This is a genomic window from Cupriavidus sp. SZY C1 (assembly GCF_032190535.1).
Classification (GTDB): domain Bacteria; phylum Pseudomonadota; class Gammaproteobacteria; order Burkholderiales; family Burkholderiaceae; genus Cupriavidus; species Cupriavidus pauculus_C.
On the sequence record NZ_JAUANU010000008.1, the window covers coordinates 90,393 to 113,733 of the forward strand.

Genomic DNA, 23,341 nt, shown 5'->3' on the forward strand with positions numbered 1-23,341 from the left:
CCGATGTCCCAACTTCCCGACCCGGGCGCCCCGCAACCCCAGCCCACCCCGGCGCCGGCCGTCTCGGTCCGCGACCTGCACGTCACGTTCGCGGGCGGCGGCAAGCTGATCCGCGCCGTCAACGGCGTCTCGCTCGACGTGGCGCCCGGCGAGGCCGTCGCGCTGATCGGCGAATCGGGCTCCGGCAAGAGCGTCACGCTGCGCGCGCTGATGCGGCTGCACCCGCCCCGGCGCACGACCATGACCGGCCAGATCCGCGTGGACGGCCACGACGTGCCGGCGCTGGACAAGCGCGCGCTGGCACGGCTGCGCGGCGGCACCATTGCGATGGTGTTCCAGGAGCCGCTGCTGGCGCTGGACCCGGTCTACACGATCGGCCAGCAGATCGTCGAATGCATCCGCACGCACCGCAAGGTGTCGAAGGCCCAGGCCCACGCGCTGGCGTTGCAGGCGCTGGAGGCGGTGCGCATTCCCAGCCCCGAGCGGCGGCTGGCCGCCTATCCGCACGAGATGTCGGGCGGCATGCGCCAGCGGGCGATGATCGCGCTGGCGCTGTCGGCCCAGCCCCGCATCCTGCTGGCCGACGAGCCGACCACGGCGCTCGACGCCACGGTGCAGATCCAGGTGCTGATCCTGCTGCGCGAGCTGCAGCGCGCGCTGGGCCTGTCGATCGTCTTCGTCACGCACGACATTGGCGCGGCGGTAGAGATTGCCGACCGCGTGGCCGTGATGTACGGCGGGCGCATCGTCGAGGAAGGCCCGATCCGCACGCTGCTGCGCGACGCGCGCCATCCGTACACCATCGCGCTGCTGCAGAGCCGCCAGCACGGCATGGACCGTGGCCAGCGGCTGCAGGCCATCGGCGGCGCGCCGCCGGACCTGGCCGCGCTGCCGCCGGGCTGCACGTTCGCGCCGCGCTGCCCGCAGGCCCGGCCCGACTGCCTGGCCGCCGTGCCGCCGGCTGTGTCGCTGGGCGGCGGGCATCGCGTCAGTTGCCTGCGCGTCGAAGCCCCCGCCGCCGAATGCGCGGCCTGAACCCGATTCCATCCCGCCACAAGGACCCCGCCTCCATGAGCCTGGCCACCCATCCCGCCCGCGCCTTCCTGCCCTACCCCGACGCCCCCGTGCCGCACGCGCCGGGCGGCCCGCTGCACGGGCTGACGTTCGGGGTCAAGGACCTGTTCGACGTTGCCGGCTACCCCACCGGCGGCGGCAATCCGCACGTGCTGGCCCGCTCCGGCATCAAGACCGCCACCGCGCCCACGGTGCAGAAGCTGCTCGATGCCGGCGCCGCCTTTGTCGGCAAGGTGCACACCGACGAGCTGGCCTTCTCGATGAACGGCCAGAACTACCACTACGGCGGCCCGTTCAACGGCGCCGCGCCGGACCGCATCACGGGTGGCTCGTCGTCGGGCTCGGCGTCCGCCGTCTCGCACGGGCTGGCCGATATAGCGCTGGGTACTGATACAGGCGGATCGGTGCGCGCGCCGGCCAGCCACTGCGGGCTGTTCGGCATCCGGCCCACCCATGGCCGCATCTCGCTGGCCCAATGCATGCCGCTCTGCGCGTCGCTGGACACCTGCGGCTTCCTTGCCCGCGACATCGCCACGTTCGCGCGCGTGGCCGACGTGCTGTGCGGCGCCGATGGCGACCCGCTGCCCGCCAGGCCCCGGCTGCTGCTGGCCGCCGACCTGTTCGGCCTGCCCACGCCCGAGGCCCGCGCCGCGCTGGCGCCGACCGTGGCCCGGATCGAATCGGTACTGGGCAAGGCGGTGCCTGTGGAGGTAGCCGACCGGCCGCTGACGGACCTGTACTGGGCGTTCCGCTACGTGCAGGGATGGGAGGCGTGGCAGGCCGATGGCGCGCTGATTGAGCAGTACGGGCTGCAGCTTGGCCCCGACGTGGCCGGCCGGTTCGCGTTCAGCAAGGGCGTGACCGAGGCCCAGTTTGCCCACGCGTCGGCCGTGCGGCGCGAATTCACGGCGCACCTGGGCCGGCTGCTCGGCCACGACGGCGTGCTGGTGCTGCCGACGATGCCGGACATCGCGCCGCTGCGCACCACGCCCATGGAATCGCTGGAGGACTACCGCACGGCCGCCGCCCAGACGCTGTGCCTGACGCCGCTGTCGGGCTTTCCGCAACTGAGCCTGCCGCTGTCCGGGCGCGCCGGCGCGCCGCTGGGCATTTCGCTGCTGGGGCCGCGCGGCGCCGACCGCAGCCTGATTGCCGTGGCCGAGACGCTGATGGGTGGACTATCCTGAACCACGGCAACGCCGCCACCCTGCAACCCGAACCCGCCAGGACCCCCATGACCCGTCTTCGCATCACCGCCGCCGGCCACACCTTCGTCGCCGAAACCCACCCCGACGCGCCCGACACGGTAGCCGCGTTCCTGAAGCTGCTGCCGTACCGTCAGAAGCTGATCCACGTGCGCTGGAGCGGCGAAGGCTGCTGGATTCCGCTCGGCGAGTTCCGGCTGGGCGTCGGCTTCGAGAACCACACCAGCCACCCGTCGGTTGGCGACATCCTGTTCTACCCGGGCGGCTACAGCGAGACCGAGATCATCCTGGCCTACGGTAGCTGCTGCTTCGCCAGCAAGATGGGGCAGCTCGCCGGCAACCACTTCCTGACCATCGTCGAGGGCAAGGAAAACCTGCGCGCGCTGGGCACCAAGGTGCTCTGGGAAGGCGCGCAGGACGTGGTCTTCGAACTGGCGGAATAAGCCCCGGCGGGCCCCGGCGGCCCCCGGCGGGCCCGGGCGGTGGCCTAGCCCGCCATCACGCCGCGCTCGTCCTCGGGCGGCTTGACGCGGAACCACGTGGCGTAGAGCGCCGGCAGGAACAGCAGCGTCAGCACCGTGGCCACCACCAGGCCGCCCATGATCGCCACGGCCATCGGGCCCCAGAACGTCGAGCGCGACAGCGGGATCATCGCCAGCACGGCCGCCGCGGCGGTCAGGATGATCGGCCGGAAGCGGCGCACGGCCGACTCCACGATGGCCTGCCACGGCGGCAGCCCGGCGCGGATGTCCTGCTCGATCTGGTCCACCAGGATCACCGAGTTGCGGATGATCATGCCCAGCAGCGCCGTGATGCCAAGCTGGGCGACAAAGCCCATCGGCGAATGCAGCAGCAACAGCGTGGCGGCGGCGCCGATCAGACCCAGCGGGCCGGTCAGGAACACCATCACCGCGCGCGAGAAGCTGTGCAACTGCAGCATCAGCAGCGTGAAGATCAGGAAGATGCACAGCGGCAACTGGGCGGCAATCGACGCGCCCGCCTTGCCGCTTTCCTCCTCGGCCCCGGCAATCGTGATCCGGTAGCCGGCCGGCAGCGCCGCGCGGATCGGGTCGAGCTTCGGATTGATCTGCGCGGTGACCGTGGGCCCCTGGATGCCGTCGACGACGTCGGACTGCACCGTGATGCCGAAGTCGCGGTTCTCGCGCCAGATCACGCCCGGCTCCGACTGCAGCGTGACCCGGGCCACCTGCGTCAGCGGCACGGCCCGGCCGGTGCTGGTGGGCACCAGCACGTTGTTCAGGTCGGACATCGTGTCGCGCTCGTTGCGCGGCGTGCGCATGATGATGTCGATCAGCTTGTCGGCGTCGCGGTACTGGCCCACCGGCACGCCGGTCAGCACGGCCTGCGTGGCCCGGGCGATGGCGTTGGTGGTCACGCCTAGCGCGCGCGCCTTGTCCTGGTCCAGCTCCAGGCGCAGCATCTTGACGTTCTCGTTCCAGTTGTCGTTGACGCCCACCGTGTTCGGGTTGTCGTCCATGATCGCGCGCACCTGGTCCGCCACCTTGCGCACGCCGGCGGCGTCGGGCCCGATCACGCGGAACTGCACCGGGTACTGCACCGGCGGGCCGTTCGGCAGCAGCTTCACGCGGCCGCGAAGCTGCGGGAATTCGTCGGCCAGCACGCGCTCGATGCGCTTGCGCAGCGCGTCGCGCGCCTCCACGGTCACCGGCATCACGATGGCCTGGGCCACGTTCGGCTGCGGGAAGATCTGGTCCAGCGGCAAGTAGAAGCGCGGCGCCCCGTTGCCGACGAACGACGTCACGCTCTGCACGGCGTCGTCGCGCCGCATGGCGGCCTCGAACCGCTGGGTCACGGCCTCGGTCTCGGCAAAGGCGGTGCCCTCGGGCATCCACAGCTCCACCATCAGCTCGGGCCGGCTGGAATCGGGGAAGAACTGCTTTTCCACGTACTTGAACGCCAGCAGACCCAGCGCAAACCCGGCCAGCGTGATGACGATCACGGTCTTGCGCCACGTGACGCACCAGTTCACCAGGCGGCGAAAGCGGGCGTAGAACGGCGTGTCGAAGACCTCGTGGTGGCCGCCGTCGCTGGCCCGCGTCTTCAGGATCAGATAGCCCAGGTACGGCGTGAAATAGACCGCCGCCAGCCACGACAGCACCAGCGCCAGCGCCGTGACCGCGAAGATCGCGAACGTGTACTCGCCCACCGTGGACCGGGCCAGCCCCACCGGCAGGAAGCCGGCCGCCGTGATCAGCGTGCCGGTCAGCATCGGCATGGCCGTGGAGGTGTAGGCAAAGGTGGCGGCCTCCATCTTCGAGAAGCCTTCCTCCAGCTTGCGCACCATCATCTCCACCGCGATGATGGCGTCGTCCACCAGCAGCCCCAGCGCGATGATCAGCGCCCCGAGCGATATCTTGTGCAGGCCGATGCCGAAGATGTTCATGAACAGGAACGTCACGGCCAGCACCAGCGGGATGGTCAGCGCCACCACCAGCCCCGGACGCACGTCCAGCCGCAGCGGCCGGGTATGCAGCCCCAGCGCCACGAAGCTCACGCCCAGCACGATCACCACGGCCTCGATCAGCACGTGCACGAACTCGCCCACGCTGCGCTTGACCGCCTGGGGCTGGTCCTGCACCTGGTCCATCTCGATGCCCACCGGCAACTGGCCGCGCAGGCCGTCGGTCACGCGGCGCAGTTCCTTGCCCAGCGCGATGATGTCGCCGCCCTTTTCCATCGAGATGCCCAGCCCGATCACGTCCTTGCCGTTGAACCGCATCTTGCTGACTGGCGGATCGACATAGGCGCGGTAGACGTGGGCAATGTCGCCCAGCCTGATGTTGGCGATGCCGTTCGGCCCGCGCAGCACCAGGTTCTGCAGGTCTTCCACGTCGCCAAGCTGGCCGGTCACGCGGACCTGCAGGTTGTCGCTGGGGGTGACGAGTACGCCACTGCCAGTAGGATTGTTCTGCTCGGCGATCTGGTTGGCGATCGCGTTGATGTCGAGCCCAAGCTGTGCAAAGCGCGTCTGGTTGAACTCGATGAAGATCTTCTCGTCCTGCAGCCCCAGCAGCGTGACCTTGGCCACGGCCGGGATGCGCAGCAGTTCCTGGCGGACCAGGTCGGCGTACTCGCGCAGTTCCTTGTAGTTGAAGCCGTCGGCGGACAGCGCGTAGATGGAGCCGTAGACGTCGCCGAACTCGTCGTTGAAGAACGGCCCGCGCACGCCCTGCGGCAGCGTCTGCTGGATATCGCCGATCTTCTTGCGCACCGTGTACCAGATCTGCGCGGTGTCCTTGGCCGGCGAGTTGTCGGCCAGCTGGAAGATCACGGTCGTCTCGCCCGGCTTGGAGAAACTGCGAATCTTGTCGGCGTACGGCACTTCCTGCAGTTGCCGCTCGATCTTGTCGGTGACCTGCACGGCAATCTGCTCGGCCGTGGCGCCGGGCCAGAACGCCTGCACCACCATCACGCGGAACGTGAACGGCGGGTCTTCGTCCTGGCCAAGCTGGAAGAACGCCAGCAGGCCGCCCAACAGCAGCACGACCAGCAGGTAGCGCGTCAGCGGCTGGTGTTCCAGCGCCCAGCGCGACAGGTTGAAGCGGGAATGTTCCATGCGCCGCCCTCAGCCCAGGCGGCGGTCGAGGGCGCTCAGCGGCGCGCCCGGGCTGGACGCGGGCTGGGCCGGCGCCACGCTCTGCATCGGCTTGACCTTCTGGCCGGCCTTCAGCAGATGCACGCCGGCCGTGACGATGGTCTGGCCCGGCGCCAGCCCCTGGCGGATCTCGATCAGGTTGCCCTGCGCCTCGCCGAGCGTCACGGGCACCGGCCTGACCGTGCCGCTGCCGGCCTTGTCCGCCTTGTCGGCCTTGTCTGGCTGATAGATCCACACCTGGTTGGTGCCCTTGTCCTGCAGCAGCGCGGTCAGCGGGATGCGGATCGTGCCGGCATCGCCCGCGCGGGTGAACTGCACGGCGGCCGTCATGCCGATGCGCAGGTCAGCCGGCGGGTTCGGAATGCTGACCCGGGTGGGATAGGTGCGCGTCACCGGGTCCGCCGCGCCGGAAATCTCGCGCACGCGGCCCGGCAGCAGGCGGTCCGGATCGGCCCAGGTATGAACGGTGACGTCGGTGATGCCGCGCAGCATGTCGACCTGGTCCTCGGGCAGGCCGATGGCCACTTCCTTCTCGGCGGTCTGCGCCACGCGGATGACCGGCTGGCCCGGCGTGACCACCTGGCCCACCTCGGTATCGACGGCCGTGACCACGCCGTCCGCGTCGGCCGTCAGCACCGCGTAGCCGGTCTGGTTCGACTGGTTGCGCAGGTTGGCCTGGGCCTGCTCCAGCCGCGAGGCGGCCGAATCGTAGGTGGCCTGCCGGCGGTTCAGTTCGGCGGCGCTGATGAAGTTCTTGGCCGCCAGTTCCTTGTAGCGCTTCAGGTCGGCGGCGGCCAGGTCGCGGTCGGTCCGCGCGGCGTCGAACTGGGCGCGCGCGCCCGATTCGGCCAGCGCCAGGTCGGTGGGATCGAGCCGCGCCAGCGGCTGGCCCTTGCGCACCGTGGCGCCCACATCGACCAGCCGGGCCGCGATCTTGCCGCCAACGCGGAAGCCAAGCCGCGATTCGATACGCGGGCGGACCTCGCCCGAGAACTCGAACGCGGTCTTGCCGGCCGACGGGCTGAGCTGCATCACGCGCACCGGCCGCACGGTCTCCACGGGCTCCGCCTGCTTGCCGCAACCGGCCAGCGTCACCAGCCCGGCCATGGCGGCCAGCGCGGCCAGCCGCCCCGCCCGCCCGCGCACGACGCCACGGCGCCGCGTGGCGCCAGCCGGGGGGAGCATGGGGAGAACCTGAACTTCAGCGGCCGCGACTTCCGGCCCGGCGTATGGCACTGGCATGGACAAGCGTGTTGAGTCGGTGGAAAGGATGACGCTACTGCACTTCTGGAATGCTGCGGCCGGACGGCCGGGGAGGATCGGCTCCGGGGCACCTCTGGGGGTGCTTCATGGTGCCCGGAGCCGGCCGGCCGATGGGCCAGCGTCGCACGGGAAATAAATAACTTTGCGGTCAGCAATATAGCGACCGGCCTGAGGTGCGTCAAACGCCGGATGACGAACAGTCGTATGGCGCGACAAAATGTCGTCCCGCCGGCGCGGCTGGCAGCGGGATGGCACCGCTGGCGGCGGCCGCGCGCCGTGGCGCCGATGTTACAATTCGCGGCTTTGGCGCCGCCCCGCCATCCCACAGAAAGAGATTGGCGTGACGCCCGATCAGTATTGCCAGGACAAGGCCGCAACCAGCGGCTCCAGCTTTTATTACAGCAGCCTGCTCCTGCCCCCGGAGCGCCGCCGCGCGCTGACCGCGCTGCAAGCCTGGCGGCTGGAACTCGATGCCATCGTTCACGAGGACCATGACGCCGGCGTGGCGCTGCAACGGCTGGACTGGTGGCGCGCCGAACTGCGCCGGCTCTACGACGGCACCCCGAACCACCCGGTCAGCCTGGCGCTGCAACCGCACCTGGCCAGCCTGCCGCAGGCCGAGATGAGCCAGGTGCTGGACGGCACGGAGATGGACCTCGCCCAGTCGCGCTATTTCGATGACGCCGCGCTGGGCCGCTATGCGCGGCTGGTGGGCGGCACGGTGGGCCGGCTGACGGCCCGGCTGCTGGGATTCACCGACGCGCTGACGCTGGACGCCGGCGAGAAGCTGGGCCTGTCGCAGATGCGCGTGCGGATCATCCGCGAGGTCGGCCGCGACGCCCGCCAGGGCCGTATCTATATTCCCGTGGAAACGCTCCAGCGCTTTGAGGTGCCGGCGGCCGACATCATGCAGTCGCGCCATTCGGCGCCGTTCGTCACGCTGATGCGCGACCAGGCGGCGCAGGCGCGCGCCCTGTACCAGGAGGCGCTGGACCTGCTGCCCCGCGCCGACCGCCGCGCCCAGCGCGCCGCGCTGGCGCTGGCCGCCATCCACCACGCGCTGCTCGACGAGATCGAGGCCAGCGACTTCCAGGTGCTGACCCAGCGCATCTCGCTCACGCCCATGCGCAAGCTCTGGGTGGCATGGAAGACCTGGCTGCGCAACCGCTGACCCCCTCCGAAGTACCGACACCCCCCGACGCCATGACCACCGCCACCCCTTCCCTCGGCCAGTCGATCCTGGACCACGCCGACGCCCTGGCCCGCCATTCCGACATGGAAGGCGGCCTGACCTGCGCGTACCTGACGCCGGCGCACCGCCAGGCCCAGGCGCTGCTGGCGCGCTGGATGGAAGACGCCGGCATGGCGGTGCGCGTGGACGCCATCGGCAACGTGATTGGCCGCTATGCCGCCGATCCGGCTGAGGCGAACCCCAAGGTGCTGATGACCGGATCGCACTTCGACACGGTGCGCAACGGCGGCCGCTACGACGGGCGGCTGGGCATCCTGCTGCCGATCGCCGTGGTCGGGGCGCTGCGCGACGCGGGCATCCGGCTGCCGTACCACCTGGACGTGGTGGCCTTTGCCGAGGAAGAAGGGCTGCGCTTCAAGACCAGCTTCCTGGCCAGCAGCGTGCTGGCGGGCCGCTTCGACCCGGCGCTGCTGGACCGCACGGACGCCGACGGCGTGACGATGCGCGAGGCGCTGGCGGCGGCCGGCTTGCCCGGCGGCGGCGGCCTGGACGCGCTGCGTGCGGCGGCGGTCGATCCCGCCACGCTGGCCGGCTTTGTCGAGGTCCATATCGAACAGGGGCCGGTGCTGCTCAACCGTGGCCTGCCGCTGGGCATCGTCACGCAGATCGCCGGCAGCAGCCGGTTCCAGGTGCGGGTGGAGGGGCTGGCCAGCCATGCCGGCACCACGCCGATGGACATGCGCCGCGACGCCGCCACGGGCGCGGCCGAGATGATCCTGCTGGTGGAGCAGCGCTGCGCGCAGGTGCCGACGCTGGTGGGGACGGTCGGCCAGTTGCAGGTGCCCAATGGATCGAGCAACGTGATTCCGGCCGCCTGCGTGTTCTCGATGGATATCCGGGCCGGCGAGGACGGCATCCGCGAGGCCGCCATCGCCGATATCGTGGCCGGCATCGAGCGGATTGCCGCGCGGCGCGGGCTGACGGCCGCCGTGGAACGCGTGACGCCGGTCAATAACGCGCCATGCGCGCGCTGGCTGATGGATCAGTTCGCGGCGGTGCTGAAGAAACGGGGGGCGCAGGCGTTCGAACTGCCGTCGGGCGCCGGGCACGACGCCATGATGATGCAGCGGATCACCGACGTCGCCATGCTGTTCGTCCGGTGCGGCAACGGCGGCATCAGCCACAATCCGCTGGAGACGATCACGGTGGAAGACGCCCAGCAGGCGGCCGAGGTATTCGTGGATTTCCTGCGGCACTTCCGGGCGGCGGCCTGATCAGCTGCCCCGGTACATTTCCTTGCCGATGTCGTAGAGGTTCTTGCGCAGCGTCTTGCGCTCGTCGGGCGACAGGCGCTGGCTGCCGCCGCGCTGGCCCTGGCGCGACGCGCGCTCGGCCATGTCGCGCTCGGTCTCGGCGCGGTCGCCGCGCCGGGGCGGCTGGCGGTTGCGGTCGGGCGGGGGCGGGTTGCCGCCCTGCCCGCCGGGCGGCTGGCCCTTGGGGTGAAGCAGGTGTGCCATGCCCGCCGACTGGGCGTGCGCCGAGGCGGGCGCCACGGCCATCAGCAGGGTCATACCGGCAAGCCAGGCCACGCGCGCGCAGAATGTGCGACGCAGGGTTTGCCCGTGCCGGTTTTGCTTCACTTTCATTGGATAATGGCGGTTTCGACTGTGGCCTCCGGACGGTCCTCATGACCGCGCCGGCAGCGCACCGGCATGTCCCCCAGGGCGACCGCAAGGGCGGTGCCAGCGTCGCGGGAAGGCATGCGCGATGCCCGTGGCGACCGTCCGCAAGGCCCCTGTGTCATCGGGCCCTGGCAAACGGTTTGCGGAGTGTAAATGCACAAAAGGTGCACGCCGCCATACCACGGGGTAAAGTATGTAACCTTTTGTTAAGCCATTTTGAGCGAAAGCGATAGTCGCTAAGATACCGCCATGGAAAATACCAGCCACAAGATTCTCGTCGTGGATGACGACCCGCGCCTGCGCGACCTGCTGCGCCGCTATCTCGGCGAGCAGGGCTTCACGGTACTCGTGGCGGAAAACGCCACGGCCATGAACAAGCTCTGGCTGCGCGAGCGTTTCGACCTGCTGGTGCTGGACCTGATGATGCCCGGCGAAGACGGGCTGTCCATCTGCCGCCGTCTGCGCGGGGCCAACGACCAGACCCCGATCATCATGCTCACCGCCAAGGGCGAGGACGTGGACCGCATCGTCGGCCTGGAAATGGGCGCCGACGATTACCTGCCCAAGCCTTTCAACCCGCGCGAGCTGATCGCGCGCATCCACGCGGTGCTGCGCCGCAAGGGCCCGGCCGAAGTGCCGGGCGCCCCGTCCGAGACGCCCGAGACGTTCGCGTTCGGCGATTTCGTGCTGAACCTGGCCACCCGCACGCTGACCAAGAACGACGAGGAAATCACGCTCACCACGGGCGAGTTCTCGGTGCTCAAGGTCTTTGCCCGCCATCCGCGCCAGCCGCTGTCGCGCGAAAAGCTGATGGAAATGGCGCGCGGCCGCGAGTACGAGGTGTTCGACCGCAGCCTGGACGTGCAGATCTCGCGCCTGCGCAAGCTGATCGAACCCGATCCGAGCAACCCGCGTTTCATCCAGACGGTCTGGGGCCTCGGCTACGTCTTCATCCCCGATGGCGTGAAGTAATTCCGGTCGCACAGGCAGCATCGTGGCGACCGCCCTCGGCCGTACCGCAACGCGGTTCTTTGGTTCGCTGTTCTGGCGAACCTTCATGCTGATCGCCCTTCTGCTGGCGATCTCGCTGGGTATCTGGTTCCAGAGCTACCGGCTCTTCGAACGCGCGCCGCGCGCCCAGCAGATCGCCATGCAGGTGGTCAGCGTGGTCAAGCTCACCCGCGCCGCCCTGCTTTACTCGGACCCTGCCCGGCGCCGGTTCCTGCTGCTCGACCTCGTGCAGAACGAGGGCATCAAGGTCTATCCGCGCGAAAAGGACGACGACTTCGCCGCGCCTAAGGCCAACCCGTTCCTGACCCAGCTTGTGCAGCAGGAAATTCGCGGCCGGCTGGGCGAGGACACGGTGCTGGCCACCACGGTCAACGACATTCCCGGCGTCTGGGTCAGCTTCGAGATCGAGGGCGACGACTACTGGGTGGCCATCAGCCCCGAGCGCTTCGAGCGCGTGCCGGGCATCCAGTGGCTCTGGTGGAGTATCGCCGCGCTGCTGCTGTCGATCATCGGGGCCGCCTTCATCACGGCCCGCGTCAACTACCCGCTCAAGCGGCTGGCCAACGCCGCACGGCTGATCGGCTCGGGCGGCGAGGCCCCGCCGCTGCGCGAACAGGGCGCCAGCGAGGTGGCCCAGGCCAACCGCAGCTTCAACCAGATGGTGCGCGACCTGCGCCAGCTCGACGACGACCGCGTGGTCATGCTGGCCGGCATCTCGCACGACCTGCGCACGCCGCTGACCCGGCTGCGGCTGGAAACCGAGATGTCCCCGGTGGACAACACCACGCGCGACGCGATGATCGCCGACATCGAGCAGATGGACGCCATCATCGGCCAGTTCCTGAACTACGCCCGGCCCGGCCAGGAGGTGGTGGAGCCGGTGGACCTGTCCACGCTGGTCCAGGAATCGGTCGGCGTCTATGCCGCGCATGACGACGTGCGCGTGCACGTGCGCTCCGACGGCCCGGTCATGGCCGTGGCCAACCGCATGGAAATCCAGCGCATCCTCGACAACCTCGTGGAAAACGCGCGCCGCTATGCCAAGGACGAGGAAACCGGCATGGCCGACGTGGAGATTTCCACGCGCGTGGAGGACAAGGAGGCCGTGCTGATCGTGGCCGACAACGGCCCCGGCGTGCCCAACGAGCAGCTGTCGCTGCTGACCCGGCCGTTCTACCGGCTGGACACCGCGCGCAGCGAGGCCAAGGGCGCCGGGCTGGGCATGTCGATCGTCAACCGCATCCTGCAACGCAACGGCGGCCGGCTGGTGCTGGCCAACCGCCCCGCGCCCCGCACGGGCCTGGTGGTCAGCGCGCGCTTCCGGCGCGCCTGAGCGCCAGGTTGCGCCGCCGCACCACCGGTTGCGCGTTGACAGGTTTTCTTCAGCATTTGATAGGCAACTGAAAGGTCGCTGACAGGCGAATGACAGCGTCATTGCGCACACTTCACGCCATCGACAGGCCGATGCATACCACGGCATCCAATGTCATGGCGCGCCTGCCGCAACCCTGATCCGCCATGGCTCACAACGATCGACCACATGCCGCCGGGTCCACCGGCGGCTGACCGAGAGACAGCCATGTCCAGCACCCCCCCCTCCCAGCACGGTTTCCGGACCGTGTTCCGCGTTGTCAGCGGCAATTTCCTCGAAATGTACGATTTCATGGTCTACGGCTTCTATGCCGCGGCCATCGCCCGTACGTTCTTCCCGTCCGGCAACGAGTTCGCGTCGCTGATGCTGTCGCTGGCCACGTTCGGCGCCGGCTTTCTGATGCGCCCGCTGGGCGCGATCGTGCTGGGCGCCTATATCGACCACCACGGCCGCCGCAAGGGGCTGATCGTCACGCTGGTGCTGATGGCGCTGGGCACGCTGCTGATCGCGCTGGTGCCCGGCTACGCCACCATCGGCGTGGCCGCGCCGCTGCTGGTGCTGCTGGGACGCCTGCTGCAGGGCTTCTCGGCCGGCGTGGAGCTGGGCGGCGTGTCGGTCTATCTGGCCGAGATTGCCAGGCCGGGCCAGAAAGGCTTCTACGTGGCGTGGCAGTCGGCCAGCCAGCAGGTGGCCGTGATCTTCGCGGGCCTGCTGGGCGTGGTGCTGCATGCCACGCTGGCGCCGGCGCAGATGGACGACTGGGGCTGGCGCGTGCCGTTCCTGATCGGCTGCCTGATCGTGCCGTTCCTGTTCATCATCCGGCGCTCGCTGGAGGAAACCGAGGCGTTCCGCGCGCGCAAGCACCGGCCGTCGGTGCAGGAGATCTACCGGTCGATGCTCGATAACTGGCGCATCATCGTCGCCGGCTGCCTGCTCGTGGTCATGACCACGGTGTCGTTCTACATGATCACGGCCTATACGCCGACGTTCGGCAAGACCGTGCTCAAGCTCGACGACGTGGACAACCTGATCGTCACGATCTGCGTGGGCCTGTCGAACTTCATCTGGCTGCCGCTGATGGGCGCGCTGTCCGACCGCGTGGGCCGCAAGCCGCTGCTGGTGGTCTTCACCGTCGCCACGCTGGTGACGGCGTATCCGGCCGTGTCGTGGCTGGTGGCCGCGCCGTCGTTCCAGCGCCTGCTGATGGTGGAGCTGTGGCTGTCGTTCCTGTACGCCAGCTACAACGGCGCGATGGTCGTGACGCTGGCCGAGGTCATGCCGCCGGCCGTGCGCACCGCCGGCTTCTCGCTGGCGTACAGCCTGGCCACGGCGCTGTTCGGCGGCTTCACGCCGGCCATCTCGACCTACCTGATCCACAGCACCGGCAACAAGGCCGCGCCGGGCCTCTGGCTGATGTTTGCCGCCGCCTGCGGGCTGGTGGCCACGCTGGTGATCTTCCGCGCCCGGCGCGAACAGGCGGCGCTGCATCCGGCCTGACGACGCGCGCCGCCTTCATGCGGCTGACACGTTCGCGTGGCACACGTAGCGGTGGTGCCGCAGGCTTGCCCGGCGGGTGCATGGCATACTTGCGGCTGTCCATTTGTGCAGCGTTCCGGACGCCGCCTATCGGGCCGGTTAAGAAAACCAATTGGCCTTGGCGCGCGGCGGCACGCATACTCACAGCTTTCGTGCAAATGCGATGGACTTCCCGGGCGGCAATGGGAACCACATCGCGCAGTGCAACGCCTCAATCTGTTCAACCGTATCAGGAGAAGTCAATGAAGACCGTTGGTGACAAGCTCGAAGCCTTCAGCATCGTTGGTGTCAAGCCGGGTTTCAACAACCACGAAGAGAATGGCCAGTCGGCTTTCGAAGACATCACCGAAAAGTCGTTCGAGGGCAAGTGGAAGATCATCTACTTCTACCCGAAGGACTTCACGTTCGTGTGCCCGACCGAAATCGTGGCATTCGCCAAGCTGAACAACGACTTCGCCGACCGCGACGCCATCGTGCTGGGCGGCTCGACCGACAACGAATTCGTGAAGCTGGCATGGCGCCGTGAACACAAGGACCTGAACAAGCTGAACCAGTGGCAGTTCGCCGACGTGACCGGCTCGCTGGTGGACCAGCTTGGCGTGCGTGACAAGGCCGCCGGCGTGGCCCTGCGCGCCACCTTCATCGTCGACCCGGACAACGTGATCCAGCACGTGTCGGTGAACAACCTGAACGTCGGCCGCAGCCCGGACGAAGTGCTGCGTATCCTGGACGGTCTGCAAACGGACGAACTGTGCCCGTGCAACCGCGCCGTCGGCGGCGCCACGCTGTAATTGGCACTGCCTGCCGGCCACATCAGGTGCCCGGTACGTCGCATGGAGGGGCCCGCGGCCCTTCCATGCCGAAACCCGCTATGTGCGGGTTTTTTGAGCCCTCGTCGATAGGAGAAATAAATGGAATTCCTCAGCACGATTAAGAATCTGGTTCCCGACTACGCCAAGGACATCCGCTTGAACGTGGATGGCACGATTGCCCGCTCGACGCTGGAAGGCAACGACGCGGTCGGCGTGGCGCTGGCGGCGGCCTTCGCGGCCAAGAGCAAGGTGATCGTCGACGTGATCCGCAATGCCAACGTGCTGTCGCCCGAGGAAGTGACGGCCGCGCAGACGGCCGCCGCGCTGATGGGCATGAACAACCTCTGGTACCCGTACGTCGAGATGGCCGAGGACCCGGACCTGGCCAGCCAGCCGGCCGGCCTGCGCATGAACGCCTACGCCACCCACGGCGGCGTGGACAAGCGCCGCTTCGAGATGTACGCGCTGGCCGCGTCGATCATCGGCAAGTGCCATTTCTGCGTGAAGTCGCACTACCAGCTGCTCAAGAACGAGCAGGGCATGAGCGCCCAGCAGCTGCGCGACGTGGGCCGCATTGCCGCCGTGATCGGCGCGGCAGCCAACGTCATCGCCGCCGAATAAGCGGCTTCGCGGCCCAACGGGCCGCAAGTACCGCGCGGCACGCCGCAAGGCGGGCAAGGCCGGCGGACGCCTGGGAGCGTCCGCCGGCCTTTTTCCTGTCTCGGTCAATTGGTGTTGTCCGACACGCGAACCAGCGGAACGACCCGGTGCATTTGTGGATGGCGCGGCCTACAATCGACGCAAGGTCACGAACTTCGCTGTCGCCATGAGCACCTTGCCTTCCCCGAACTCGCCGCGTTTCAGGTTCCGGCTGGCCGCGGTACACGACTGGGGCGATATCGCCGCGGTCACCCAGCAGGCCTACGGGCAGTATGAACTGGAGATCATGGAGGATTGCCGGGCGTCGTTCCAGCGCGGCATGCAGTCCGTGCTGGCCGCCAAGGACAATCCCGACATGGAATGGTGGGTCGCCGAGACCGACCACGGCATCAGCGGCGCCGTGCTGTTCTGCCATCCAGGCGCCACGCTGCCCGCGCTCGACGATTCCACGATCACGCTGACGCAGCCCGAGGCCCGGCTGCTGTCGGTCAGCCCGCAGGCGCGGGGCCTGGGGCTGGGCAAGCGGCTGATGCAGATCTGCATCCAGCGCGCCCGCGATATCGGCGCCCAGACGCTGGTCTGCCGCGCGATGCCCGAGATGGACTCCGCCATCAGGCTCTGCGAGCAGATGGGCTTCCAGAAACGCACCGAAGCGGGCTCGCGCCACGGCGCCATGGCGCGGCTGATCGACTACGTCTACCCGATCACGGCCGAGGCGCCCGCCGCACCGTCGCCGGCCGCCTCCTGAGCCGCCGGGCGGCCGCCGGCCGTCAGTCCTGCGCGTCTTCCGGCCGGCGGTAGATCAGCACCGCCGCCTGGGCGACGATCCCCTCTTCCTTGCCTTCGAACCCCAGCTTTTCGTTGGTCTTGGCCTTGACGTTGCAGCGCGTGACGGGCAGCCCCAGGTCCTCGGCCAGGTTCGCCACCATGCCGCCGATGTGCGGCGCGAGCTTGGGCTTCTGCGCGATGACGGTGGCATCGACATTGCCGATCTCGAACCCGGCCTCGCGCACGCGCCGCGCGGCCTCGCGCAGCAGCACGCGGCTGTCGGCGCCCTTGAACTCGACGGCGGTGTCCGGAAAGTGGCGGCCGATGTCGCCCAGCGCGGCGGCGCCGAACAGCGCGTCGGTCACGGCGTGCAGCAGCGCGTCGGCGTCCGAGTGGCCCAGCAGGCCGCGGTCATGGGGAATGTCCACGCCCCCGAGGATCAGCTTGCGCCCCGGCACCAGGGCGTGCACGTCATAGCCCTGCCCTACGCGAATATCGAACGGATTCAAAACGACTCCTTGCAAAAATGGTTCGGGGCCGGCTCAGGCGGCCGGATGCCCGGTGCGCAGCAGCACGTCGGCCAGCGCGAAGTCTTCCGGGTAGGTCACCTTGAAGTTGCGCAGCGAGCCGTTGACCAGGCGCGGATGCAGGCCCAGCCGCTCGATGGCGCTGGCCTCGTCGGTGACCACGGCGCCCGCGGCCATGGCGTCTTCCAGCGCATGGCACAGCACGCCGATGCGGAACATCTGGGGCGTCTGCGCCTGCCACAGGCCGTCGCGCGGCACGGTGCCGCCAATGCGCGCGGTGGCGTCGGCGCGCTTGAGCGTGTCGGGCACCGGCACCGCCAGGATGCCGCCGATCGGCTCGCTGGCCGTGTCGTCTGACTCCACGGCCCGCACCAGCGTGTCGATCATCGCCGTGGTCAGGCCGGGGCGCGCGGCATCGTGGACCAGCACCCAGTCGGTGTCCCGGGCGCCCAGCGTGCCCAGGTGATGCAGGCCGGCCAGCACCGAGGCGTGGCGCGAATCGCCGCCGACGAACGCGGTATCGAACCGCAGCCCGGCAAACGCCTCGGCGCCAAAGCGCGACGCCAGCGGCATGTCGTCGGGCGCCAGCACCAGCGCCGTGGCGCTGATGGCCTCGCTGGCCGAGAACGCGGCCAGCGCATACCAGAGCATCGGCCGCCCCGCCACGGTCTGGTACTGCTTCTGCACGGCGCCACCGGCACGGCTGCCGGTTCCGGCACAGGGAATCAGGGCAAATCGACGATCGGACACGTTTATGGGGCCTGGGGAAAAAGTGAGCCGGCCAGCGGGCCGGCCGGTGCGCATTCTATAATACGGCCCTCGCCCGCCGCCATGGCTGGCATGATCGACCGCCCTGCCCGCTGAGCGCCCCGCGCCCCTGCCGGCGGGGTGTCGTCGTTTTTGCGTTTACTGCTGCCAATGCCTGACACCGTTACCGCATTTCCCTTCGCCGCCCTGCCCCTGGTCAAGCCCGGCCTGCGCCATGCCGTGAGCGGCCTGACCGGGTCCGCCGACGCGCTCGTGGTGGCCGCCTACGCCCGCCAGCATCGCGGCACCGTGCCGATGGTGGCCGTGGTCTGCGCCAACGCCATGGACGCGCAGCGGCTGGCCGAGGAAATCCCGTGGTTCGCGCCGGAACTGCGGGTGCGGCTGCTGCCCGACTGGGAAACGCTGCCCTACGATAGCTTCTCGCCGCATCAGGACCTCGTCTCCGAGCGCCTGGCCACGCTGCACGACATCCAGACCGGTCAGTGCGACGTGATGATCGTGCCGGCGTCCACGGCGCTCTACCGGCTGGCCCCGCCGTCGTTCCTGGCGGCCTACACGTTCTTCTTCAAGCAGGGCGAGCGGCTGGACGAGGCCGCGCTCAAGGCGCAGTTCACGCTGGCCGGCTACGAGCACGTGAGCGCCGTGATGCGTCCCGGCGAATACAGCGTGCGCGGCGGGCTGATCGACCTGTATCCGATGGGGTCGGCGCTGCCGTACCGGATCGACCTGTTCGGCGACGAGATCGAGACCATCCGCGCGTTCGATCCCGATTCCCAGCGCAGCCTTTACCCGGTCAAGGAAGTCCGGCTGCTGCCGGGCCGCGAGTTTCCGCTGGACGAGCCCGCGCGCACGGCCTTCCGGGGCCGCTGGCGCGAGGTGTTCGAGGGCGATCCGACCAAGTCGCCGATCTACAAGGACATCGGCAACGGCGTGCCGTCGGCGGGCATCGAGTACTACCTGCCGCTGTTCTTTGAAGAAAGCGCCACGCTGTTCGACTACCTGCCGGCCGGCACGCAGCTGGCCTTCGCGGGCCAGGTCGACGACGCCATCCGCCGCTTCTGGGCCGATACCACCCAGCGCTACACGTTCATGCGGCACGACCGCGAGCGGCCGCTGCTGCCGCCGGCCGAGCTGTTCCTGTCCGAGGAGCAGTTCTTCGTCGGCGCCAAGCCGCTGGCCCGGCTGGTGCTGCAGCGCGAGCCGTCGCCGGCCGACCAGCCGTCGTTCGCGGCCAGCCTGCCCGACGTCTCGGTCAACCGCCGCGCCGAGGACCCGCTGGTCAACCTGGAAGCGCTGCTGCTGAACAAGGCCACGCGCGTGCTGATGTGCGCGGACTCCGCCGGCCGGCGCGAGACGCTGATGCAGCTGTTCGCCGAAAGCGGGCTGCGGCCGATGGTGGTGGACGATTTCGCGGCGTTCCTGGCCGGCGATTCACATTTCTCGATCGCCGTGGCGCCGCTGCAGACCGGCTTCGCGCTGCCCGGCGCCCAGCTGGCCTTCGTCACCGAGAACGAGCTGTACGCCGGCACCGCGCGCCGCGCCGGCCGCCGCAAGCAGGAGCAGGCCAGCACCGTCGACGCGATGGTGCGCGACCTGGCCGAGCTGAAGATTGGCGATCCCGTGGTGCACAGCGAGCACGGCATCGGCCGCTACCAGGGCCTGGTCACGCTGGACATGGGCCAGGGCGACGAGGAATTCCTGCACCTGGACTACGACAAGGGCAGCAAGCTCTACGTGCCGGTGCACCAGTTGCACGTGATCTCGCGCTATTCGGGCGCCGATCCGGACACCGCGCCGCTGCACTCGCTGGGCACGGGCCAGTGGGACAAGGCCAAGCGCCGCGCCGCGCAGCAGATCCGCGACACGGCGGCCGAGTTGCTGAACCTGTACGCCCGCCGCGCGCTGCGCCAGGGCTTTGCGTTCCCGCTGCAGCCCAAGGACTACGAGACCTTTGCCGAAAGCTTCGGCTTCGAGGAAACCCCGGACCAGGCGGCCGCCATCTCGGCCGTCATCGCCGACATGACGTCGGGCAAGCCGATGGACCGGCTGGTCTGCGGCGACGTGGGCTTCGGCAAGACCGAGGTGGCGCTGCGCGCCGCGTTCGTGGCCGTGCTGGGTGGCAAGCAGGTGGCCATGCTGGCGCCCACCACGCTGCTGGCCGAGCAGCATTTCCAGACCCTGTCCGACCGCTTTGCCGAATGGCCGGTGCGCATCGTCGAACTGTCGCGGTTCAAGACCAGGAAGGAAGTGGATGCGGCGATCAAGCAGATCAACGAGGGCACGGTGGACATCGTCATCGGCACGCACAAGCTGCTGTCCGACGAGGTGAAGTTCCAGCGGCTGGGCCTGGTCATCATCGACGAGGAACACCGCTTTGGCGTGCGCCAGAAGGAAGCGCTCAAGACGCTGCGCGCCGAGGTGGACGTGCTGACGCTGACCGCCACGCCGATCCCGCGCACGCTGGGCATGGCGCTGGAAGGGCTGCGCGACTTCTCGGTCATCGCCACGGCGCCGCAGAAGCGGCTGGCGATCAAGACGTTCGTGCGCCGCGAGGAAGACGGCGTGATCCGCGAGGCCATCCTGCGCGAGCTCAAGCGCGGCGGGCAGGTCTACTTCCTGCACAACGAGGTGGAGACGATCGAGAACAAGCGGGCCCGGCTGGCCGAACTGGTGCCCGAGGCGCGCATCGCCGTGGCGCACGGCCAGATGCACGAGCGCGAGCTGGAGCGCGTGATGCGCGACTTCGTGGCCCGCCGCGACAACATCCTGCTGTGCACGACCATCATCGAAACCGGCATCGACGTACCCACCGCCAACACGATCCTGATCCACCGCGCCGACCGCTTCGGCCTGGCGCAGCTTCACCAGTTGCGCGGCCGTGTGGGCCGCAGCCACCACCAGGCCTACGCCTACCTGCTGGTGCATGACGTGGACGGGCTGACCAAGCAGGCGCAGCGCCGGCTGGAGGCCATCCAGCAGATGGAGGAACTGGGCTCGGGCTTCTACCTGGCGATGCACGACCTGGAGATTCGCGGCGCGGGCGAGGTGCTGGGCGACAAGCAGTCGGGCGAGATCCAGGAGATCGGCTTCCAGCTTTACACCGACATGCTCAACGCGGCCGTGAAGTCGCTCAAGGCCGGCAAGGAGCCGGACCTGATGGCGCCGCTGGCGGCCACCACCGAGATCAACCTGGGGACGCCGGCGCTGCTGCCGAACGACTACTGCGCCGACGTGCACGAGCGGCTGTCGCTCTACAAGCGGCTGGCCAACTGCGAGACGGCCGACCGCGTGGACGACATCCAGGAAGAGCTGATCGACCGCTTCGGCAAGCTGCCGCCGCAGGCCCAGGCGCTGATCGAGACGCACCGGCTGCGCATTGCCGCCGCGCCGCTGGGCGTGCGCAAGATCGACGCCGGCGAGGCCACGGTCAGCGTGCAGTTCGTGCCGAACCCGCCGATCGACGCCATCCGGATCATCGACCTCGTGCAGAAGAACAAGCACATCAAGCTGGCCGGACAGGACAAGCTGCGCATCGAGGCCAAGATGCCCGACGTGGGCGCCCGCGCGCAGACCATCAAGCACACGCTGCGCCAACTGGCCTGACCGGGCCAGCCGGTGTAGCATCACACCCTTGACACATCAACGTTTTCGACCGCCCATGCAAGCCGCCGCCCCCCGCACCGCCGACCACGAAGCCCCGCAGCGCGGCAGCGCGCTGGACTGGACCCAGCGCCTGGTGTCGTTCGACACCACGTCGCGCCACTCGAACCTGGGCCTGATCGAAGTGGTGCGCGACCACTTCCTGGCCAAGGGCCTGCGCCCGCACCTGAGCTACAACCCGGCCGGCGACAAGGCCAACCTGTTCGTCACGGTGCCGGCCGCCAACGGCGCCACCGACGGCGGCATCGTGCTGTCCGGCCACACCGACGTGGTGCCCGTGGACGGCCAGAACTGGACCACCGACCCGTTCAAGCCCGTGATCCGCGACGGCCGGCTGTACGGCCGCGGCACCTGCGACATGAAGGGTTTCATCGGCACCAGCCTGGCGCTGCTGCCGACCATCCTGGACGCAAGGCTGCGCGAGCCGGTGCACTACGCGCTGTCGTTCGACGAGGAAATCGGCTGCATGGGCGCGCCGTACCTGCTGGCCGAACTGCGCGACCGCGGCGTAACGCCGGCCGGCTGCATCGTCGGCGAGCCGACCAGCATGCGCGTGATCGTGGCGCACAAGGGCATCAACGCCTACCGCTGCTGCGTGAAGGGCCAGGCGGCCCACTCGTCGCTGACGCCCAAGGGCGTCAACGCCATCGAGTACGCGGCGCGGCTGATCTGCTATATCCGCGACATCGCCGACGAGTTCAAGGCCAACGGCCCGTACGACCAGGCGTTCGACGTGCCGTTCACGACCGCGTCCACCGGCACGATCCACGGCGGCATCGCGCTGAACACGATCCCGGCCGAGTGCGAGTTCGTGTTCGAGTTCCGCAACCTGCCCGGCGTGGACCCCGAGGCCATCCTGGCGCGGATCCAGCAGTACGTGAACGACGTGCTGGTGCCGAAGATGCGCGCCGAGCACGTGGATGCCGGCATGGCGATCAGCAAGATCGCGGCGGCGCCGTCGCTGGACGCGGCCGAGTCCGACGCCATCACGCAACTGGTGCGCGCGCTGACCGCCGACCGCGAGACCAACAAGGTGGCCTACGGCACCGAGGCCGGGCTGTTCCAGCGCGCCGGCATCCCGGCCGTGGTCTGCGGCCCCGGCGACATCCAGCAGGCCCACAAGCCCGACGAATTCGTCGCGCTGGACCAGCTGGCCGCGTGCGAAGCGTTCCTGCACAAGGTCGTGGACAGCCTGCGCGTGGCCTGATCGGCCAGCCGGCCCCCGCCCGTGCGGGAGCCGGCCGCCGCGCAGTACAATACCGCCCTCCCGGCCGCCCCACCCGGCCGCCCGTATCCGTTTCCTGCCGTCATGCCCCTGATTCTCCAGAGCCTGTCCCCGCTGTCCGCCGCTGACCTCGATGCCGTGCGCAAGGTGGCCAACGCTTCCGCCTTCGCCCCGCGCAGCGACACCGTGGCCGCCGCCGAGGACTGCGATTCGCTGACCCCGGCCCTGCGCGACGCGCTGGACGCCGTGTGCGGCGCACGCGGCATCGACTGGGCCGTGGTGCCGGCCGGCCGCAAGCTGTCGGACTTCCGGCTCGTGGCGATGGATATGGATTCGACGCTGATCACGATCGAATGCATCGACGAGATTGCCGATTTCTGCGGGCTCAAGGCCGAGGTGTCGGCCATCACCGAGGCCGCCATGCGCGGCGAGATCACCGATTTCAACGAAAGCCTGCGCCGCCGCGTGGCGCTGCTCAAGGGCCTGGACGCCAGCGTGCTCGACCGCGTCTACGCCGAGCGCCTGCGCCTGTCGCCGGGCGCCGAGCAGATGCTGGAGGCCGTGCAGGCGCTGGGGCTGAAGACGCTGCTGGTGTCGGGCGGCTTTGTCCACTTCACCGACCAGCTCAAGCCCCGGCTCAAGCTCGATTTCACGCGCGCCAACACGCTGGAAATCGTCGACGGCAAGCTGACCGGCAACGTGGTGGGCGAAATCGTCAATGCCGATGTCAAGGCCCGCACCGTACGCGAGGTGTGCGCGCAGATCGGCGCCGATCCGTCGCAGGCCATCGTCATGGGCGACGGCTCGAACGACCTCAAGATGATGGCCGTGGCGGGGCTGTCGGTGGCCTTCCGCGCCAAACCCGTGGTGCGGGCGCAGGCCAGCGTCGCGTTCAACCACGTGGGGCTGGACGGCCTGCTGAACCTGTTCCCCCGCTGAGCGGCGTACC

General features: G+C 69.1%; 19 protein-coding genes. 14 read left to right on the forward strand and 5 right to left on the reverse strand.

Annotation, left to right across the window (positions count from 1 at the left end; all coding sequences use genetic code 11):
• Positions 1 to 3 precede the first annotated feature (3 nt).
• From QTN24_RS14460 to QTN24_RS14470, 3 genes are read left to right on the forward strand one after another with little or no spacing between them, the layout of a single operon-like run.
• Positions 4 to 1,035, forward strand: coding sequence for an ABC transporter ATP-binding protein (locus QTN24_RS14460; protein WP_313837812.1), 1,032 nt, complete (start codon positions 4 to 6; stop codon positions 1,033 to 1,035).
• 35 nt (positions 1,036 to 1,070) lie between these two features.
• Complete coding sequence (locus tag QTN24_RS14465) at positions 1,071 to 2,261, forward strand: amidase (protein WP_313837813.1); 1,191 nt, start codon at positions 1,071 to 1,073, stop codon at positions 2,259 to 2,261.
• A 47-nt stretch (positions 2,262 to 2,308) separates the two neighbouring features.
• Positions 2,309 to 2,722, forward strand: coding sequence for a DUF3830 family protein (locus QTN24_RS14470; RefSeq protein ID WP_124684413.1), 414 nt, complete (start codon positions 2,309 to 2,311; stop codon positions 2,720 to 2,722).
• Between the two features lie 44 nt (positions 2,723 to 2,766).
• Here QTN24_RS14470 and QTN24_RS14475 read toward each other — a convergent pair whose 3' ends face one another.
• Complete coding sequence (locus tag QTN24_RS14475; protein WP_313837814.1) at positions 2,767 to 5,877, reverse strand: efflux RND transporter permease subunit; 3,111 nt, start codon at positions 5,875 to 5,877, stop codon at positions 2,767 to 2,769.
• A 9-nt stretch (positions 5,878 to 5,886) separates the two neighbouring features.
• Positions 5,887 to 7,023: an efflux RND transporter periplasmic adaptor subunit gene (locus QTN24_RS14480; RefSeq protein ID WP_409559033.1), complete on the reverse strand. Its 1,137-nt coding sequence runs from the start codon at positions 7,021 to 7,023 to the stop codon at positions 5,887 to 5,889.
• 496 nt (positions 7,024 to 7,519) lie between these two features.
• Here QTN24_RS14480 and hpnD point away from each other — a divergent pair, with 496 nt between their 5' ends.
• Both hpnD and QTN24_RS14490 read left to right on the forward strand, forming a co-directional pair.
• Positions 7,520 to 8,350 carry a presqualene diphosphate synthase HpnD gene (gene hpnD / locus QTN24_RS14485; RefSeq protein WP_313837816.1) on the forward strand — a complete coding sequence of 277 codons (831 nt, stop codon included), beginning with the start codon at positions 7,520 to 7,522 and terminating at the stop codon, positions 8,348 to 8,350.
• A gap of 32 nt (positions 8,351 to 8,382) precedes the next feature.
• Complete coding sequence (locus tag QTN24_RS14490) at positions 8,383 to 9,645, forward strand: Zn-dependent hydrolase (protein WP_313837817.1); 1,263 nt, start codon at positions 8,383 to 8,385, stop codon at positions 9,643 to 9,645.
• Here the strand turns inward: QTN24_RS14490 and QTN24_RS14495 are convergent, their stop codons facing one another.
• A complete protein-coding gene (locus tag QTN24_RS14495) occupies positions 9,646 to 9,942 on the reverse strand; it encodes a hypothetical protein (protein WP_253699869.1) in 297 nt (98 codons plus the stop codon). It abuts the gene before it with no gap.
• A gap of 360 nt (positions 9,943 to 10,302) precedes the next feature.
• Between QTN24_RS14495 and ompR the strand changes: the two genes are divergently transcribed.
• The 6 genes from ompR (at position 10,303) to QTN24_RS14525 (ending at position 16,192) form a co-directional block, all read left to right on the forward strand.
• The gene (ompR, locus tag QTN24_RS14500; RefSeq protein WP_010810107.1) at positions 10,303 to 11,025 is read left to right on the forward strand and encodes a two-component system response regulator OmpR; all 723 of its coding nucleotides are present in this window, start codon (positions 10,303 to 10,305) and stop codon (positions 11,023 to 11,025) included.
• Positions 11,026 to 11,047: 22 nt separating this feature from the next.
• Positions 11,048 to 12,397: an ATP-binding protein gene (locus QTN24_RS14505; protein ID WP_124684419.1), complete on the forward strand. Its 1,350-nt coding sequence runs from the start codon at positions 11,048 to 11,050 to the stop codon at positions 12,395 to 12,397.
• 246 nt (positions 12,398 to 12,643) lie between these two features.
• The gene (locus tag QTN24_RS14510; RefSeq protein WP_313837818.1) at positions 12,644 to 13,933 is read left to right on the forward strand and encodes an MFS transporter; all 1,290 of its coding nucleotides are present in this window, start codon (positions 12,644 to 12,646) and stop codon (positions 13,931 to 13,933) included.
• Between the two features lie 281 nt (positions 13,934 to 14,214).
• Positions 14,215 to 14,763: a peroxiredoxin gene (locus QTN24_RS14515; RefSeq protein WP_313837819.1), complete on the forward strand. Its 549-nt coding sequence runs from the start codon at positions 14,215 to 14,217 to the stop codon at positions 14,761 to 14,763.
• Positions 14,764 to 14,883: 120 nt separating this feature from the next.
• Complete coding sequence (locus tag QTN24_RS14520) at positions 14,884 to 15,405, forward strand: carboxymuconolactone decarboxylase family protein (RefSeq protein ID WP_124684422.1); 522 nt, start codon at positions 14,884 to 14,886, stop codon at positions 15,403 to 15,405.
• Positions 15,406 to 15,610: 205 nt separating this feature from the next.
• Complete coding sequence (locus tag QTN24_RS14525; RefSeq protein ID WP_313837820.1) at positions 15,611 to 16,192, forward strand: GNAT family N-acetyltransferase; 582 nt, start codon at positions 15,611 to 15,613, stop codon at positions 16,190 to 16,192.
• A gap of 22 nt (positions 16,193 to 16,214) precedes the next feature.
• On the opposite strand, the gene ispF is transcribed toward QTN24_RS14525, so the two are convergent.
• Positions 16,215 to 16,721 carry a 2-C-methyl-D-erythritol 2,4-cyclodiphosphate synthase gene (gene ispF / locus QTN24_RS14530; protein ID WP_313837821.1) on the reverse strand — a complete coding sequence of 169 codons (507 nt, stop codon included), beginning with the start codon at positions 16,719 to 16,721 and terminating at the stop codon, positions 16,215 to 16,217.
• Between the two features lie 33 nt (positions 16,722 to 16,754).
• Complete coding sequence (ispD, locus tag QTN24_RS14535; RefSeq protein ID WP_313837822.1) at positions 16,755 to 17,543, reverse strand: 2-C-methyl-D-erythritol 4-phosphate cytidylyltransferase; 789 nt, start codon at positions 17,541 to 17,543, stop codon at positions 16,755 to 16,757.
• 114 nt (positions 17,544 to 17,657) lie between these two features.
• Here ispD and mfd point away from each other — a divergent pair, with 114 nt between their 5' ends.
• The 3 genes from mfd (at position 17,658) to serB (ending at position 23,331) form a co-directional block, all read left to right on the forward strand.
• A complete protein-coding gene (gene mfd / locus QTN24_RS14540) occupies positions 17,658 to 21,110 on the forward strand; it encodes a transcription-repair coupling factor (RefSeq protein ID WP_313837823.1) in 3,453 nt (1,150 codons plus the stop codon).
• A gap of 55 nt (positions 21,111 to 21,165) precedes the next feature.
• A complete protein-coding gene (gene argE / locus QTN24_RS14545) occupies positions 21,166 to 22,374 on the forward strand; it encodes an acetylornithine deacetylase (RefSeq protein ID WP_313837824.1) in 1,209 nt (402 codons plus the stop codon).
• A gap of 102 nt (positions 22,375 to 22,476) precedes the next feature.
• On the forward strand, positions 22,477 to 23,331 hold the full coding sequence (serB, locus tag QTN24_RS14550) for a phosphoserine phosphatase SerB (RefSeq protein WP_313837825.1): 855 nt from the start codon (positions 22,477 to 22,479) through the stop codon (positions 23,329 to 23,331).
• The last annotated feature ends 10 nt before the right edge of the window (positions 23,332 to 23,341 follow it).